This window comes from Propionicicella superfundia DSM 22317, from assembly GCF_000423465.1.
Taxonomy (GTDB): Bacteria; Actinomycetota; Actinomycetes; order Propionibacteriales; family Propionibacteriaceae; genus Propionicicella; species Propionicicella superfundia.
In genome coordinates this window covers 109,266-124,494 of the sequence record NZ_KE384022.1, presented here as the reverse complement: position 1 = coordinate 124,494, position 15,229 = coordinate 109,266, and the positions used below count along the sequence as shown (strand labels likewise).

At 66.2% G+C, this 15,229-nt stretch carries 11 protein-coding genes and 3 rRNA genes; 13 read left to right on the top strand and 1 reads right to left on the bottom strand.

Annotation, left to right across the window (positions count from 1 at the left end):
* Positions 1-4 precede the first annotated feature (4 nt).
* The 6 genes from argR to rrf all read left to right on the top strand — a co-directional run bounded on the left by argR (position 5) and on the right by rrf (position 8,947).
* Positions 5-481, top strand: a complete 477-nt coding sequence (gene argR / locus G555_RS20210) for an arginine repressor (protein ID WP_036923158.1) — start codon at positions 5-7, stop codon at positions 479-481.
* Positions 474-1,907 carry an argininosuccinate lyase gene (argH, locus tag G555_RS0114180; protein WP_028709371.1) on the top strand — a complete coding sequence of 478 codons (1,434 nt, stop codon included), beginning with the start codon at positions 474-476 and terminating at the stop codon, positions 1,905-1,907. Before argR ends, argH begins: the two co-directional genes overlap by 8 nt.
* 36 nt (positions 1,908-1,943) lie before the next feature.
* Complete coding sequence (tyrS, locus tag G555_RS0114175) at positions 1,944-3,212, top strand: tyrosine--tRNA ligase (RefSeq protein WP_028709370.1); 1,269 nt, start codon at positions 1,944-1,946, stop codon at positions 3,210-3,212.
* Between the two features lie 601 nt (positions 3,213-3,813).
* Positions 3,814-5,332: ribosomal RNA gene (locus tag G555_RS0114170) — 16S ribosomal RNA — on the top strand.
* 314 nt (positions 5,333-5,646) lie between these two features.
* A 23S ribosomal RNA gene (locus G555_RS0114165) occupies positions 5,647-8,740 on the top strand.
* Positions 8,741-8,830: 90 nt separating this feature from the next.
* Positions 8,831-8,947: ribosomal RNA gene (rrf, locus tag G555_RS0114160) — 5S ribosomal RNA — on the top strand.
* Together the 16S, 23S and 5S rRNA genes form the textbook arrangement of a ribosomal RNA operon.
* A gap of 1,198 nt (positions 8,948-10,145) precedes the next feature.
* On the opposite strand, the gene G555_RS22405 is transcribed toward rrf, so the two are convergent.
* Positions 10,146-10,304 (bottom strand): hypothetical protein, encoded by a 159-nt coding sequence (locus G555_RS22405; protein WP_156887578.1) that lies wholly within the window; start codon positions 10,302-10,304, stop codon positions 10,146-10,148.
* Positions 10,305-10,310: 6 nt separating this feature from the next.
* On the opposite strand from G555_RS22405, the gene G555_RS20205 reads away from it, so the two are divergent.
* The 7 genes from G555_RS20205 (at position 10,311) to G555_RS0114120 (ending at position 15,222) form a co-directional block, all read left to right on the top strand.
* Positions 10,311-11,144, top strand: coding sequence for a tetratricopeptide repeat protein (locus tag G555_RS20205; protein ID WP_211223270.1), 834 nt, complete (start codon positions 10,311-10,313; stop codon positions 11,142-11,144).
* Positions 11,145-11,247: 103 nt separating this feature from the next.
* Positions 11,248-12,255 carry an HAD-IIA family hydrolase gene (locus G555_RS0114145; RefSeq protein WP_028709369.1) on the top strand — a complete coding sequence of 336 codons (1,008 nt, stop codon included), beginning with the start codon at positions 11,248-11,250 and terminating at the stop codon, positions 12,253-12,255.
* Positions 12,256-12,326: 71 nt separating this feature from the next.
* Complete coding sequence (locus G555_RS0114140; RefSeq protein ID WP_028709368.1) at positions 12,327-12,926, top strand: biotin transporter BioY; 600 nt, start codon at positions 12,327-12,329, stop codon at positions 12,924-12,926.
* Between the two features lies 1 nt (position 12,927).
* Positions 12,928-13,617, top strand: a complete 690-nt coding sequence (locus tag G555_RS0114135; RefSeq protein ID WP_028709367.1) for an energy-coupling factor ABC transporter ATP-binding protein — start codon at positions 12,928-12,930, stop codon at positions 13,615-13,617.
* 3 nt (positions 13,618-13,620) lie between these two features.
* On the top strand, positions 13,621-14,247 hold the full coding sequence (locus G555_RS0114130) for an energy-coupling factor transporter transmembrane component T family protein (RefSeq protein WP_028709366.1): 627 nt from the start codon (positions 13,621-13,623) through the stop codon (positions 14,245-14,247).
* Positions 14,248-14,257: 10 nt separating this feature from the next.
* Entirely contained in the window at positions 14,258-14,455 is a 198-nt protein-coding gene (locus G555_RS0114125) for a hypothetical protein (RefSeq protein ID WP_028709365.1), read from the top strand.
* Positions 14,455-15,222 carry a TlyA family RNA methyltransferase gene (locus G555_RS0114120; RefSeq protein ID WP_036923155.1) on the top strand — a complete coding sequence of 256 codons (768 nt, stop codon included), beginning with the start codon at positions 14,455-14,457 and terminating at the stop codon, positions 15,220-15,222. The genes G555_RS0114125 and G555_RS0114120 overlap by 1 nt, the downstream gene beginning before the upstream one ends.
* Positions 15,223-15,229: the final 7 nt, after the last annotated feature.

The window sequence follows — 15,229 nt, the reverse complement described above, 5'->3', positions numbered from 1 at the left end:
GCCGATGACGAAGGTCTCCCGGCAGGCGCGGATAGCCGAGCTGATCCGTACCGAGCGCATCCGGACGCAGACGGAACTGGTGGCTCGTCTGGCCGACATCGGCATCCAGGTGACACAGCCGACCCTGTCGAAGGATCTGACCGAGCTCGGCGCCAGGCGGGTGCGCGACGACGACGGCATGAGTTACACGGTGCCGTCCGAGGAGCGCCTCGCCAGCAGCCAGCGCCGACGCCTCGCGCGCCTCGCGGCCGAACTGGTGGTGGCGGTGGAGGGGTTCGGCAACTTCACCGTCATCAAGACCGCGCCGGGTGCCGCGCAACTGCTGGCCTCGGGCCTCGACCACACCCCGAGCCGGACCATCGCGGGGACGATCGCCGGAGACGATACGGTCCTGGTGATCCACCGCGGGACCGACGCGGGGGCGGCGTTCGCCGACGAGTTCATGTCCTACACCGACACGGGAGACAGCACCGATGACTGACAGCCACGAAGGCCGCCTCTGGGGCGGCCGGTTCGGGACCGACCCGGCGGCGGCCATGGCCGATCTGTCCCGGTCGACGCACTTCGACTGGCGGCTGGCACATCACGACATCGCGGGGTCGAAAGCGCACGCGGAGGCGCTGCTGAGGGCGGGGCTGCTCACCGACGACGAATGCCGGGAGATGCTCGCCGGGCTGAACCGGCTCGACGTCGCGGTGGCGGAGGGGAGATTCCGCCCCTCGGAGGCCGACGAGGATGTCCACGGCGCTCTGGAACGCGGGCTCGTGGCCGAGGTCGGCCCCGAGCTCGGTGGCCGGCTGCGGGCGGGACGGTCCCGCAACGACCAGATCGCGACGCTGATCCGGCGGTACCTCCGATTCGAGCTGCGGCATCTGGGCGAACTCGTCGCGGGCGTGATCGAGGCGCTTGCGGGGCAGGCGGAGACGAACCTGGGCGTCCCCATGCCGGGCCGCACCCACCTGCAGCATGCCCAGCCGGTGCTCCTGTCCCACGCGCTGCTGGCCCACGCCTGGCCGCTGGTCCGCGACCTGGAGCGATTCCGCGATCTGGATGCGCGGCTGAGTCTGTCTCCCTACGGGTCGGCCGCGCTCGCGGGGACCTCTCTCGGTCTGGATCCGGGGTTCGTCGCGCACCGTCTGGGGTTCCGCGGCGCCGTGGCGAACTCGATCGACGGCACGGCCGCCCGCGATCTCGTGGCGGAGGCTGCCTATGTCCTCGCTCAGATCGCGGTCGATCTCTCGCGCCTCTCGGAGGACGTGATCCTGTGGGTCACCCACGAGTTCGGCTTCGCCGAGCTGGACGACGCGTGGTCGACGGGGTCGTCCATCATGCCGCAGAAGAAGAACCCGGACGTCGCCGAACTGGCGAGGGGCAAGGCGGGCCGTTTGATCGGCAACCTGGCCGGGCTGCTCGCGACGCTGAAAGGCCTGCCGCTGGCGTACAACCGGGATCTCCAGGAGGACAAGGAGCCTCTGTTCGACGGGATCGACCAGCTCGGGATGGTTCTTCCGGCGGTCGCCGGCATGGTCCGGACCCTGAGGTTCCGGACCGCTCGGATGGCCGAGCTGGCGCCGCGTGGCTTCTCGCTCGCGACGGACCTCGCCGATTGGCTCGTCCGGCGACGGGTGCCGTTCGCGCAGGCGCACGACATCGCCGGCGCCGCGGTCCGGCTGTGCGAGGCCGAGGGGATCGAACTGGCGGATCTCGTGCCGGAGCAGTTGGCGGCGATCGACGAACGTCTCACGCCCGGCGTCCTGGAGGTGCTCACCGTGGAGGGGTCGATCTCGTCGCGCGACGCCGTCGGCGGGACGGCGCCCGCACGGGTCGCCGAGCAGCTTGTGGCGGTGCGTGAGGCTGTGGAGGCGGCGCGCATCTGGGCGGAGGCACTTCCGCACGGGGAATCCTGAGGCGGTCCTCCCCGGGCAGCCGGTAGGGTGCGACGCGTGAACCCGGTTATCGACGAACTGAGCAGCAGGGGGCTGATCGCCCATTCCACCGACCTCGCGGCGTTGAAGGCCGAGATGGACGCGGGGCCGATCACGTTCTATGTGGGGTTCGATCCGACCGCGCCGAGCATCCACATGGGCAACCTCGTGCAGATCATGGTCGTCAGGGCACTCCAGCGCGGGGGTCACCGGCCGTTGCTCCTCGTCGGCGGGTCCACGGGCCTGATCGGCGATCCGAAGGCGGCCGGGGAGCGGGTGATGAATCCGCGGGACGTCGTCGGCGAGTGGGCGGCGCGGATCCATACGCAGTTGACGAGATTCGTCGACTTCGACGGGTCGGCGGCGGCCCGCATGGTGAACAACTACGACTGGACGTCGACGCTGTCGACGCTGGACTTCCTGCGGGACGTCGGCAAGCACTTCTCGGTCAACCGGATGCTCGACCGTGAGGTCGTGCGGTCGCGGCTGGAGTCGGGGATCTCCTACTCGGAGTTCAGCTACGTGTTGCTGCAGTCCCTCGACTTCCGTGAGTTGCACAGGCAGTACGGCTGCACCCTGCAGACCGGTGGCTCCGATCAGTGGGGCAACCTGACGGCCGGGGTGGAGCTGATCCGCAGATCGGATCAGGCACGGGTCCACGCGCTGGCGACACCGTTGGTCACGAAGGCCGACGGGACCAAATTCGGCAAGACGGAGGCTGGCACCGTCTGGCTCGATCCCGAGATGACCAGTCCGTACGCGTTCCATCAGTTCTTCTTGAACGCCGAGGACGAGAAGGTGATCGAGTACGTGCGAATCTTCACGGAGCGACCGCCCGAGGAGATCGCGGAGCTGGAGGCGCTGACGCGGGAGAAGCCGCATCTGCGCGCCGCCCAGCGGGCGCTCGCAGACGATGTGACCGATCTCGTGCACTCACCGACCGAGAGAAAGGCGGCGGTCGCCGCCGCGGCGGCCTTGTTCGGGCGATCCGAGTTGGATGCGCTCACGGAGCCGACGGTGCGCGCCGTGTTCGCCGAGCTCGGCGGACGCGTCCTGCATGTCGGCGAGGAGAACCCGACCGTCGTGGAGGTCCTGGAGGCCGCGGGGGTCGTCGCGACGCGATCGGCGGCGAGGCGTGCGATCGAGGAGGGCGGGGCCTACGTGAAGAACCAGCGGGTGTCGTCCGTCGACGCGCGCGTGGGCGCCGGCGACCTGCTGTACGGCCGCTACGCCGTCGTCCGTCGCGGCCGGAAGACCGTCGGCGCCGTCGAAATCGCGCGTGACTAGGTGTTATGCCCGGCGAGCGACGCGATTTGACGCGTGCCCGCCGACTGGGTAATGTTCTTCAAGCCTCCTCGGTGGCACGGACGAAGAGCCTGACAGCTCGGCGGCCGGATCGGGAGGCCATCCCACACTCACTCAACCGCAGTGAACAGGTGTGTGCCCAGAACGGGGCTCCACCTGCTCGGCAGAAGAGGGGGAGGGGATGGATCCGAAGAGCGAGTTGACTTCGGCTCCGAAGGTGGCTAGAGTAAGTCGGGTTGCCCCGGGCGGCGATTGAGCCGATCGGAAAGCGACGATTTGCAGGAAAGTAACCTGAAAGAGGCCAAGTTGACAAGGCCTCGGAGGGTCACTAAAGTAAGGCGAGTTGCCCCAAGCTGGCGGAGAGATCCAAAGGCGCGGTGCGCACCCGAAACTTGAGAACTCAACAGCGTGCTTAAAGTCAATGCACAATAATAAAAACCCCGTCCTCGGGAATGTGCGATGAGCGTAGCGATTCGGCAGACACGAGAACGGATTCCTTTGATTATTGATCAATCCAGCAATGGATTGTGTCAGTGTCAAACTGAAGTTGACGGTAACGGCATAAAAGCCACACCGAAATTTTTCAACGGAGAGTTTGATCCTGGCTCAGGACGAACGCTGGCGGCGTGCTTAACACATGCAAGTCGAACGGTGACGGAGAGCTTGCTCTTCTGATCAGTGGCGAACGGGTGAGTAACACGTGAGCAACCTACCCTTGACTCTGGGATAACAGTTGGAAACAGCTGCTAATACCGGATATGACCTCGCTGGGCATCCAGTGAGGTGGAAAGCTCCGACGGTCAAGGATGGGCTCGCGGCCTATCAGCTTGTTGGTGGGGTAATGGCCTACCAAGGCAGCGACGGGTAGCCGGCCTGAGAGGGCGACCGGCCACACTGGGACTGAGATACGGCCCAGACTCCTACGGGAGGCAGCAGTGGGGAATATTGCACAATGGGCGCAAGCCTGATGCAGCAACGCCGCGTGCGGGATGACGGCCTTCGGGTTGTAAACCGCTTTCAGCAGGGACGAAGGGTTTCTGACGGTACCTGCAGAAGAAGCACCGGCTAACTACGTGCCAGCAGCCGCGGTGATACGTAGGGTGCGAGCGTTGTCCGGAATTATTGGGCGTAAAGAGCTCGTAGGCGGTCTGTTGCGTCGGAAGTGAAAACTCAGGGCTTAACCCTGAGCCTGCTTTCGATACGGGCAGACTAGAGGAAGGTAGGGGAGAACGGAATTCCTGGTGGAGCGGTGGAATGCGCAGATATCAGGAGGAACACCGGTGGCGAAGGCGGTTCTCTGGACCTTTCCTGACGCTGAGGAGCGAAAGCGTGGGGAGCAAACAGGCTTAGATACCCTGGTAGTCCACGCCGTAAACGGTGGGCACTAGGTGTGGGGGACATTCCACGTTCTCCGTGCCGTAGCTAACGCATTAAGTGCCCCGCCTGGGGAGTACGGCCGCAAGGCTAAAACTCAAAGGAATTGACGGGGGCCCGCACAAGCGGCGGAGCATGCGGATTAATTCGATGCAACGCGAAGAACCTTACCTGGGTTTGACATATGCCGGAAACATCTGGAGACAGGTGCCCCGCAAGGTCGGTATACAGGTGGTGCATGGCTGTCGTCAGCTCGTGTCGTGAGATGTTGGGTTAAGTCCCGCAACGAGCGCAACCCTCGTTCTATGTTGCCAGCGGTTCGGCCGGGGACTCATAGAAGACTGCCGGGGTCAACTCGGAGGAAGGTGGGGATGACGTCAAGTCATCATGCCCCTTATGTCCAGGGCTTCACGCATGCTACAATGGCTGGTACAAAGGGCTGCAATATCGCAAGATGGAGCGAATCCCAGAAAGCCAGTCTCAGTTCGGATTGGGGTCTGCAACTCGACCCCATGAAGTCGGAGTCGCTAGTAATCGCAGATCAGCATTGCTGCGGTGAATACGTTCCCGGGCCTTGTACACACCGCCCGTCAAGTCATGAAAGTCGGTAACACCCGAAGCCGGTGGCCTAACCCTTGTGGAGGGAGCTGTCGAAGGTGGGACCGGTAATTAGGACTAAGTCGTAACAAGGTAGCCGTACCGGAAGGTGCGGCTGGATCACCTCCTTTCTAAGGAGCCCATGGCAGGCCTAATCAACCTGTCCAGCACAGTCATCCTGGGCGAATGTCTCAGGGGCTGTAGGCACCGAAGTGGAACATTGACTATTAAGTGGAGGGCACGGTCACGCGTCAGTACAACCCGTCAGGGAGTGGAAATCGTGTGAGTGAGTCCGATACCTGAGCACGCTGTTGGGTCCTGAAGGGTCGGTGGCGCAAGCTGCAATCCCTTCTGCGGCCGGCCGACTGATCTCCGTTGGAGTGACGTGACCGGTTCCGCCCGTTACTTGAGAACTACACAGTGGACGCGAGCATCTAGTAGTGAACAACAAGCTACTAAGGGCAATCGGTGGATGCCTAGGCATCAAGAGCCGATGAAGGACGTTGTAACCTGCGATAAGCCCCGGGGAGCTGGTAAACGAGCTTCGATCCGGGGATCTCCGAATAGGGAAACCTCGAAAGAAACCAGAGTCATGTCTGGCGACCTCTGCCTGAACACATAGGGCAGTTGGAGGGAACGTGGGGAAGTGAAACATCTCAGTACCCATAGGAAAAGAAAACAAAAGTGATTCCGTAAGTAGTGGCGAGCGAACGCGGAAGAGGCCAAACCGTACGTGTGTGATAGCTGACAGGCGTTGCATGTGCGGTGTTGTGGGGCCGCTCAGACCGAGCTGTCGATCGGTCAGAGAGTTACAAAGGTTTGGTGAAGTCGAAGGACTCAGGAAAGGTCCGGCACAGAAGGTAACACCCCTGTAGACGTAAACCATACCCTCTCGAGCGTCACCCCAAGTAACACGGAACCCCTGAAATTCCGTGTGAATCTGGCGGGACCACCCGTTAAGCCTAAATACTCCTTGATGACCGATAGCGGACAAGTACCGTGAGGGAAAGGTGAAAAGTACCCCGGGAGGGGAGTGAAATAGTACCTGAAACCGATTGCCTACAATCCGTCGGAGCCTTTAACGCCCCTCGTGGGCGGGGGTGACGGCGTGCCTTTTGAAGAATGAGCCTGCGAGTTAGTGGTACGTGGCGAGGTTAACCCGTGTGGGGAAGCCGTAGCGAAAGCAAGTCCGAATAGGGCGATTAGTCGCGTGCTCTAGACCCGAAGCGGAGTGATCTACCCATGGCCAGGGTGAAGCGACGGTAAGACGTCGTGGAGGCCCGAACCCACCAGGGTTGCAAACCTGGGGGATGAGCTGTGGGTAGGGGTGAAAGGCCAATCAAACTCCGTGATAGCTGGTTCTCCCCGAAATGCATATAGGTGCAGCGTCGTACGTTTCTTGCCGGAGGTAGAGCACTGGATGGTCTAGGGGGCCTACAAGCTTACTGAAATCAGCCAAACTCCGAATGCCGGCAAGTTAGAGTACGGCAGTGAGACTGTGGGGGATAAGCTTCATAGTCGAAAGGGAAACAGCCCAGATCACCAGCTAAGGCCCCTAAGAGATTGCTAAGTGGAAAAGGATGTGGAGTTGCAGAGACAACCAGGAGGTTGGCTTGGAAGCAGCCACCCTTGAAAGAGTGCGTAATAGCTCACTGGTCAAGTGATTCTGCGCCGACAATATAGCGGGGCTCAAGCAATCCGCCGAAGCTGTGGCATTCACATTATTGTGGATGGGTAGGGGAGCGTCGTGTGCGCTGCGAAGCGGTGGGGTGACCCGACCGTGGAGTTCACACGAGTGAGAATGCAGGCATGAGTAGCAACAGACGGGTGAGAAACCCGTCCGCCGAATATCCAAGGGTTCCAGGGTCAAGATAATCTGCCCTGGGTAAGTCGGGACCTAAGGCGAGGCCGACAGGCGTAGTCGATGGACAACGGGTTGATATTCCCGTACCGGCAAAACAACGATCCTGCCGAGGCGAGTGATGCTAAGCACGCGAGGTGGAGGAGGACTTCGGTCCGAGCCCACTGAGTCTGTGACCCAATCTTGTATTAGGCAAGCTGCGGAGGGACGCAGGAAGGTAACCGCGCAAGGCGATGGTAGTCCTTGTTTAAATGTGTAGGGCGGGGTGTTGGCAAATCCGCACCCCATGCGCCTGAGACATGATGAGTGGCCAGCTCCGGCTGGCGTATTGCGGTGATCCTATGCTGCCTAGAAAATCTTCGTGAGCGAGTTGTGCGCCGCCCGTACCCTAAACCGACTCAGGTGGATAGGTAGAGAATACCAAGGCGATCGAGAGAATCGTGGTGAAGGAACTCGGCAAAATACCCCCGTAACTTCGGGAGAAGGGGGACCTGATGTGTGACGGGACTTGCTCCCTGAGCATTGAGGGTCGCAGAGACCAGGCCCAAGCGACTGTTTACTAAAAACACAGGTCCGTGCCAAGTTGCAAGACGATGTATACGGACTGACTCCTGCCCGGTGCTGGAAGGTTAAGGGGACGTGTTAGCGCAAGCGAAGCACTGAACTTAAGCCCCAGTAAACGGCGGTGGTAACTATAACCATCCTAAGGTAGCGAAATTCCTTGTCGGGTAAGTTCCGACCTGCACGAATGGAGTAACGATTTGGGCGCTGTCTCCACCACGAACTCGGCGAAATTGCACTACGAGTAAAGATGCTCGTTACGCGCAGCAGGACGGAAAGACCCCGGGACCTTTACTATAGTTTGGTATTGGTGATTGGTGCAGCTTGTGTAGGATAGGTGGGAGACTTTGAAGCATGGACGCCAGTTCGTGTGGAGTCAACGTTGAAATACCACTCTGGCTGTACTAGTTATCTAACCTAGATCCGTTATCCGGATCAGGGACAGTGCCTGATGGGTAGTTTGACTGGGGCGGTCGCCTCCCAAAAGGTAACGGAGGCGCCCAAAGGTTCCCTCAGCCTGGTTGGCAATCAGGTGTCGAGTGTAAATGCACAAGGGAGCTTGACTGTGAGAGAGACATCTCGAGCAGGGACGAAAGTCGGGATTAGTGATCTGACGGTGGCACGTGGAAGCGCCGTCACTCAACGGATAAAAGGTACCCCGGGGATAACAGGCTGATCTTGCCCGAGCGTCCATAGCGACGGCATGGTTTGGCACCTCGATGTCGGCTCGTCGCATCCTGGGGCTGGAGTCGGTCCCAAGGGTTGGGCTGTTCGCCCATTAAAGCGGCACGCGAGCTGGGTTTAGAACGTCGTGAGACAGTTCGGTCCCTATCCGCTGCGCGCGTAGGAGTCTTGAGAAGGGCTGTCCTTAGTACGAGAGGACCGGGACGGACCAACCTCTGGTGTGCCAGTTGTTCTGCCAAGAGCACGGCTGGTTGGCTACGTTGGGGAGTGATAACCGCTGAAAGCATCTAAGCGGGAAGCATGCTTCAAGATGAGGACTCCCACAGAGTTAATCTGGTAAGGCCCCCGGTAGACCACCGGGTTGATAGGTCGGACGTGGAAGTGCAGTAATGCATGGAGCTGACCGATACTAATAGGCCGAGGGCTTGTTTACACACAACACTTGTTTCGCGTCCACTGTGTAGTTCTGGAGGAACGGTCGGAGCTCCCCAGGAATGGGTGAGTCGCCACAACTCCACAGAGTTACGGTGATCATGGCGAGAGGGAAACGCCCGGCTCCATTCCGAACCCGGAAGCTAAGCCTCTCAGCGCCGATGGTACTGCACGGGGGACTGTGTGGGAGAGTAGGACATTGCCGGACATTCAACACCTCCGTGGGGAAACCCACGGAGGTGTTTTTCTTTTCCGGAGCGCGTAGGCTGGCAGGTCGTACGCGAGGCGATGGCCGCAGGAGGACGATGGTGAGCGGATCCGAGGACGGGAGGCGCGAGGACGCGCGCCGGCCCGATGGCGACGGACGTCGTCGCTCGTCGAACCCCGGTGGGGCGCGAGGAGCAGGACGAGGCCGGAGCGGGAGGCCGGAGCCGCGCGGATCGAAGCCGCGTACCGGGCGAGGCCCGCAGAGCGGGTCGAGGAAGGAACGTGCCGGCGCTGAGGGCGGCTCGCAGGAGCGCACGGAGCGGCGTGGCGACTGGTCCCAGGGGCGAGGCGCGAGAAGCGGCGGCCGTGGCGGATCAGCGGGACGAAAGGAACGTGCCGGCGCTGAGGGCGGCTCGCAGGAGCGCACGGAGCGGCGTGGCGACTGGTCCCAGGGGCGAAGCGCGAGAAGCGGCAGCCGTGGCGGATCAGCGGGACGAGGCGGTGCGACCGGCCGATCGCGGCCGGAACAGCGAGCGGCGGGCGAGCGCCCGTCGGGGTCGGCGGATTCCGGCTCGGGGCGCGCGCGGCGTTGGGACGCCGGCGGGGACGGAGCCCGGCGACGGCCTGCGGGCTCCGACGGGCGTCGGCGCGGCGATGGTGCGTGGAACGGCGGTCCGGGCGGATCCGGGACCCGGGCGGGTGCCCGGCGCGGCGACGGTCGGTCGGCGGGGCCCCGGCCCTGGTCGGAAGGGCGGGAGAGGACCCGCCCGTCGTCCGAGACGGACGGGCGTCGTCGCGACGGGGGCCGGTCGGGTGAGCGCACGGGGTCGCAGGGACGAGGGCGGAGCCGCCCGGCGGCGACCGATCCCCGGGGCGCGAGGAACTCGGGGCGTGCGTGGTCGGGCGAGAGCGGCGCGCCGAGGGACGCCCGCGGGCCGAACGCGGGTCGCGGCACCCGGCAGAGGGACGCTCGGGACGGCGACGCTCGGGATCGTGGCGGTCGGGACACGACGCGGCGAGGCGCGGGGCCACGGCCGGAGCGTGACGTCCAGGACGGACGTGGCGGCGACCGGAGGCCGGCCGAGCGCCGCCCGAGGCCGGGCGATCGCGGCGGCGGGACGAACGACGACGGGCGTGGCCGAGGGCCGCGCGATCACCGCGGCGGAGACGACCGGACCAGGGATGCCGCGCGCCAGGAGTCACGGCGATTCGTCGGCGAGGAGGTCCGTCCCGGTCTGCGTCCGCGCGCCGACGAGCCCTCCTACCCGGACGATCTCAATCTGCGCCAGCTTCCCGCGCCGATCCGGGCGGAGTTGCGCGGGCTTTCCGAACGCATGGCCGAGGTCGTCGGCAGCCATCTCCTGATGGCCGGGATGCTGGTCGACTCCGATCCTGTCCTCGCCCACGCGCATGCCGAGGCCGCGCGCCGGAGGGCGGCGCGGCTGCCGGTGGTGCGACAGGTCGCAGGAGAGACCGCCTATGCCGCCGGGGAGTACGGTGCGGCGTTGAACGAGTTCCGTGCCGTCCGTCGCATGACGGGATCGAACGACTTCCTGGCGCTGGCGGCCGACTGCGAGCGAGGGCTTGGCCGCCCGCAGGCGGCGCTCACCCTCGTGAGCGAGGGATTGGGCGCGACGCCCGCTCCGGAGCTGTACATCGAACTGAAGCTCGTGCAGGCGGGTGCCCGCGTGGATCTCGGGCAGACGGCCGAGGCGCAGCGGATCCTCGCGACCGAACTGGATCGGCCTCACCTGGCCGCGCCGCTGCGGGCGCGCCTCGCCTACGCGTATGCCGATCTGCACGAGCAGACCGGGGACGAGCCGGCAGCGCTGGAGTGGTTCTCCCGCGCGGCACGCCTCGACACGACGGGTGAGACCGACGCCGCCGAACGCGTGGAACGCCTCTGCGGCCTCGTCCTCGCGGTCGACCTGGACCTGCTCGAGGGCGAGTCGCTGAACTCTCCGGACGCCGGCGGCGACGACGACGAGGCGGGCGATGCCGCCGAACAGGAGCAGCCGCTGGCCCCGTCGCCCGAGGCGCCACCCGGAGACCCGCGGGTCGAGGGGCAGCCGGTGAGCTCGACGCCGGACGACCCCTCATCGGAGACCGGGCCGGCCGGCCACGGGGAGGCGACCGGCCCCGCCGAACAGGGCCTTCTGCCGCTCGAGGAGGACGAACGCACCGATTCCGCGCACTGACGACCGACGGCACGCATCTGCGCACTCCCTTGGGCACGCGCCTGCGCCGCCGTCGCGCTCGGTAATGTCGGACGGGCACGGCTCGACGAGGAACGGAGCGAAGATGGCAGAGCTGATCGATGCGTACGACACGGCGATGTTCGACCTGGACGGGGTGATCTACCTGGGTCCCCATGCCATCGGGGGGTCCGCCGAAGGCATCGCGGGACTGCACGAGCGCGGCAAGCGCGTCGGTTTCATCACCAACAACGCCGCTCGTGCCGCCACGACCGTGAGCGATCACCTCACCAGCCTCGGCATCCCGGCCAGCGTCGACGAGGTGCTCACCAGTTCCCAGGCCGGCGCGCACCTGCTCGCTCAGCATCTGCAGCCGGGCGCGAAGGTCCTCGTGGTGGGGACGTCCGCGCTGGCCGACGAGGTCCGCGCCGTGGGGCTGACCGTCGTCGCCTCGGCCACCGACGAGCCTGCCGCCGTCATCCAGGGCTACGACCCGAACCTCGACTGGAGTTCGGTCAACGAGGCGTGTTACGCGATCCATGCCGGTGCGGTCTATTTCGCGACGAATCTCGACAGGAACCGGCCCACCGAGCGGGGCCTCGTCCCCGGTGCGGGCCCCCAGATCGACGCCGTCCGCTCCTCGGTCGCCGTCGAGCCTGTCACGGCGGGGAAGCCCGACCGGCCGCTGCTCGACGAGGCGGTCCGCCGGTGGTCCGCCGACCGGCCGATCTTCGTCGGCGACCGGATCGACACCGACATCATCGGCGCGAACAACGTCGCGATGGACTCGCTCTTCGTCTTCACCGGGGCCCACGGCAAGCTGGACCTGCTCGGTGCCGGGCCCGAAGGACGCCCGACGTACATCGGCGCCGACATGCGCGCCCTCCTGGCGCCGCCGCGGGTGGCGAGCCTGGCGGGCGGCCGGGCGACGTGCGGTGCGGCCGAAGCCACGATCGTCGGCAGCGAGATCCGGCTCGACCAACCCGGCGGCGACCTCGAGGATCAGCTCGACGGCCTGTGGGCGGTGGCCCAGCTCGCATGGGCGCAGCCGGGGCTCGACTACACTCAGGCGCTGGACGAGCTCGACCTCGTTCCCGCCGGACAGGGCCAGTGACGGCAGAGATCGCGCCGCAACGCCGTCGGCGGTGACACCGGCGGCCGCCCGCCACTCGAAGGAGCCCTCGCATGGCCCAGACCGGCACGCCGTCGGCCGCCACGGACGTGGCGCTGATCGCCGTGTTCGCGGCACTCATCTCCGCATCGTCCCTGATCACGATCGGCGGTGCGGTCCCGCTCACGCTGCAGACGCTCGGCGTCATCCTCACCGGGCTCGTGCTCGGCCCATGGCGTGGCCTCCTGGCCACCTCGCTGTACCTGGTCATGGGGTTCGCGAACCTTCCCGTCTTCGCCGGGGGACGCTCGGGTCTGTCGGTCCTGGCCGGCCCGACGGCCGGATATCTGCTGTCGTTCCCGCTGGCCGCCCTCGTCGCGGGCCTGGTGGCCGCCTGGGCCGCGCGCCGCGGGTCGTCCCTGCTGTTCGTGTGGTTCCTCGTCGGCGGAGCGCTGGCCACGGTCCTCACCCACGCGATCGGCGTCGCGTGGTGGAGCACCCTGCCGAACTGGACATTCGCGAAGGCGTTCGCCGCCGACCTGGTCTTCTGGCCGGGAGACATCGTGAAGCTGGTCATCGCCGCCGGCGTCGCGGTGGGCGTGCACAAGGCGTTCCCTGCCCTGCTCGGCTCTCGCGAGCGCCGTCGGACCGCCGCCGGTCCGGCCGCCGCCTGAGGTGATCCGCCTCCGCGACGTCACCGTCGCCGTCCCCGTCCCCGGCCACCCGGCCAAGACGCTCCTCGCGGGCATCACGGCCGATCTCGACGAGCGGCGCGTCGCCGTGATCGGTGCCAACGGATCGGGAAAGTCGACGCTGCTGCGTCTTCTCAACGGTCTCATCGTCCCGACCGAGGGCACCGTCGTCGTCGACGGGCTCGACGTCGCACAGAACGGAAGGGCCGTCCGCGCCCAGGTGGGGTTCGTCTTCACCGACCCGCTCGCCCAGCTCGTCATGGCCACCCCTCTCGACGACGTCGCCCTGAGCCTGCGGGCGTCGATCCGCCCGCGGCAGGAGCGGATGCGGCGCGCCAGGGCGCTGCTCGCCGAACGCGGACTCGACGGGGTCGCCGAACAGAGCGTGTACGCCCTGTCGGGTGGTGAGCGGCAACTCGTCGCCCTCACCGCGGTGCTCGCGGTGAACCCCTCGATCGTGGTCGCGGACGAGCCCACGACCCTGCTCGACCTGCGCAACCGCAACCGCTTCCTCCGCGAGCTCGCCGCGCTCGACCAGCAGGTCGTCTTCTCCACGCACGACCTCGAGTTCGCCGCCACGGCCGACCGGATTCTCGTCATCGACGGTGGCCGGATCTCCTTCGACGGCCGCCCTGGCCCGGCCGTCGCCCACTACCGCGCCGCGATGGGCTGAGCCGTGCGCCAGGACTTCCTCGGGATCTACACCCCCGGTACGTCGGTCTTCCACCGGATGAACGTCGGCGTCACCTATCTGGTCACCCTCCTGATCGCGGTGCCTCCGTTGTTCGTGCAACGGGCGCCGGTCACACTCGTCTTCCTGGTGTCGGCGGCTGCGTGCCTGTCCGTGGCGCGGGTGGGATTCGGCGTGCTGGTCCTGCCGTGGGGGATGCTGGCGATGCTGGCGTTCCTCGGTGCCTATCAGGGGGTGGTGGGTGCGTGGGACGCCGCGATCGTCGTCGTCGGCAACATCGTGGTGGCGCTGTACGCCAGCCGGCTGCTCATGGCGACGACTCCGGGGTCGGTCCTGCTGGACGCCCTCGCATCCTTCCTCGGGCCTCTTCGTCGCATCGGCATCGACCCGGAGCGCATCGCGTTGGCGTGCGGCCTCATGCTGCGCAGCATCCCGTACATCGTCGGCTGCGTCGGCGACGTTCGCGACGCCCTTCGCGCACGGGGCGGGCGCCACAACCCGGCGCTGTTCCTCACCCCGGTCGTGATCCGCGGCGTCCGGTTCGCTCAGGTCACCGGAGAGGCTCTGGCGGCCCGCGGGCTGGGGGAGTCCAGCGCTGCGGACGGGCGCTAGAATCCCGCCCATGGATTCGCCGGAGCCGGTTGCCGTGCCCATCACGGGGCAGGCGGAGGTCGACGGCGCGCTGGCGTCGCTCGGCCGGCTGACGGACGACCCCGCCGACCAGGTCGCCGGGTTGAGGGCATTGTCGGACGCGCTGGCGAAGATCCTCGACGAGCCTCGTGCGCCCGGGCCGGGGGCGGACGACTCCCCGGACCGGTGATGGACGGCGCCGTTCCCCGCAGACGGCTGGATGCCGAACTCGCGGCCCGCGGGCTGGTGCGCTCCCGATCCCAGGCGCGGGCGTGTCTCGACGCCGGCTGGGTACGGGTCAACGGCCGGACGATCACGAAGGGATCGACGCTCGTCGGCGACGCCGACGAGGTGACGCTCGCTCAGCGGGATCCCTACGTGTCCCGGGCCGCGCACAAGCTGCTGGGTGCGCTCGCCGACACCGGCCTGCGCCCGTCCGGCCGGGCATTGGACGCCGGGGCGTCCACAGGCGGGTTCACGCAGGTGCTGCTGGAATCGGGCTGCGCCCCCGTGTACGCGGTGGACGTCGGGCACGGACAGCTCGCGCCGACGCTGGCCGCGGATCCGCGGGTCCGCGTCCGCGAGGGGGTGAACCTACGCGATCTCACCCGTGCCGACCTCGACGAGGAACCCGTCGACTGGGTCGTGGCGGATGTGTCGTTCATCTCCCTGCGGCTGCTGCTCGCGCCGCTGCTGGACGCGCTGCGACCGGGGGGCGCCGCTCTGCTGCTCGTGAAGCCTCAGTTCGAGGTCGGACGGCAGCGACTCGGGCGCGGCGGTGTCGTCCGGGATGCGGCCCGGCGGGACGAGGCCGTCGCCGCGGTGGCGGCGCTGGCGGCCGATCTCGGCCATCCGCCCACGTGGAGCGGGCCGTCGCGCCTGCCCGGCCAGGACGGGAACATCGAGCACTTCCTGCTCCTGGGGGCACCACCGCACGGCGGGAGCCGCGTCGTCTAGGCTGCGA

Excerpts from the sequence above, each read along its gene's own strand:
- argR (WP_036923158.1), top strand. The coding sequence starts at position 5 with ATGACGAAGGTCTCCCGGCAGGCGCGGATAGCCGAGCTGATCCGTACC.
- argH (WP_028709371.1), top strand. The coding sequence starts at position 474 with ATGACTGACAGCCACGAAGGCCGCCTCTGGGGCGGCCGGTTCGGGACC.
- G555_RS22405 (WP_156887578.1), bottom strand. The coding sequence starts at position 10,304 with ATGGCTGCCGACGACCTCGGCCATGCGTTCGGAAAGCCCGCGCAACTC.
- G555_RS20205 (WP_211223270.1), top strand. The coding sequence starts at position 10,311 with ATGGCCGGGATGCTGGTCGACTCCGATCCTGTCCTCGCCCACGCGCAT.
- G555_RS0114145 (WP_028709369.1), top strand. The coding sequence starts at position 11,248 with ATGGCAGAGCTGATCGATGCGTACGACACGGCGATGTTCGACCTGGAC.
- G555_RS0114140 (WP_028709368.1), top strand. The coding sequence starts at position 12,327 with ATGGCCCAGACCGGCACGCCGTCGGCCGCCACGGACGTGGCGCTGATC.
- G555_RS0114125 (WP_028709365.1), top strand. The coding sequence starts at position 14,258 with ATGGATTCGCCGGAGCCGGTTGCCGTGCCCATCACGGGGCAGGCGGAG.
- G555_RS0114120 (WP_036923155.1), top strand. The coding sequence starts at position 14,455 with ATGGACGGCGCCGTTCCCCGCAGACGGCTGGATGCCGAACTCGCGGCC.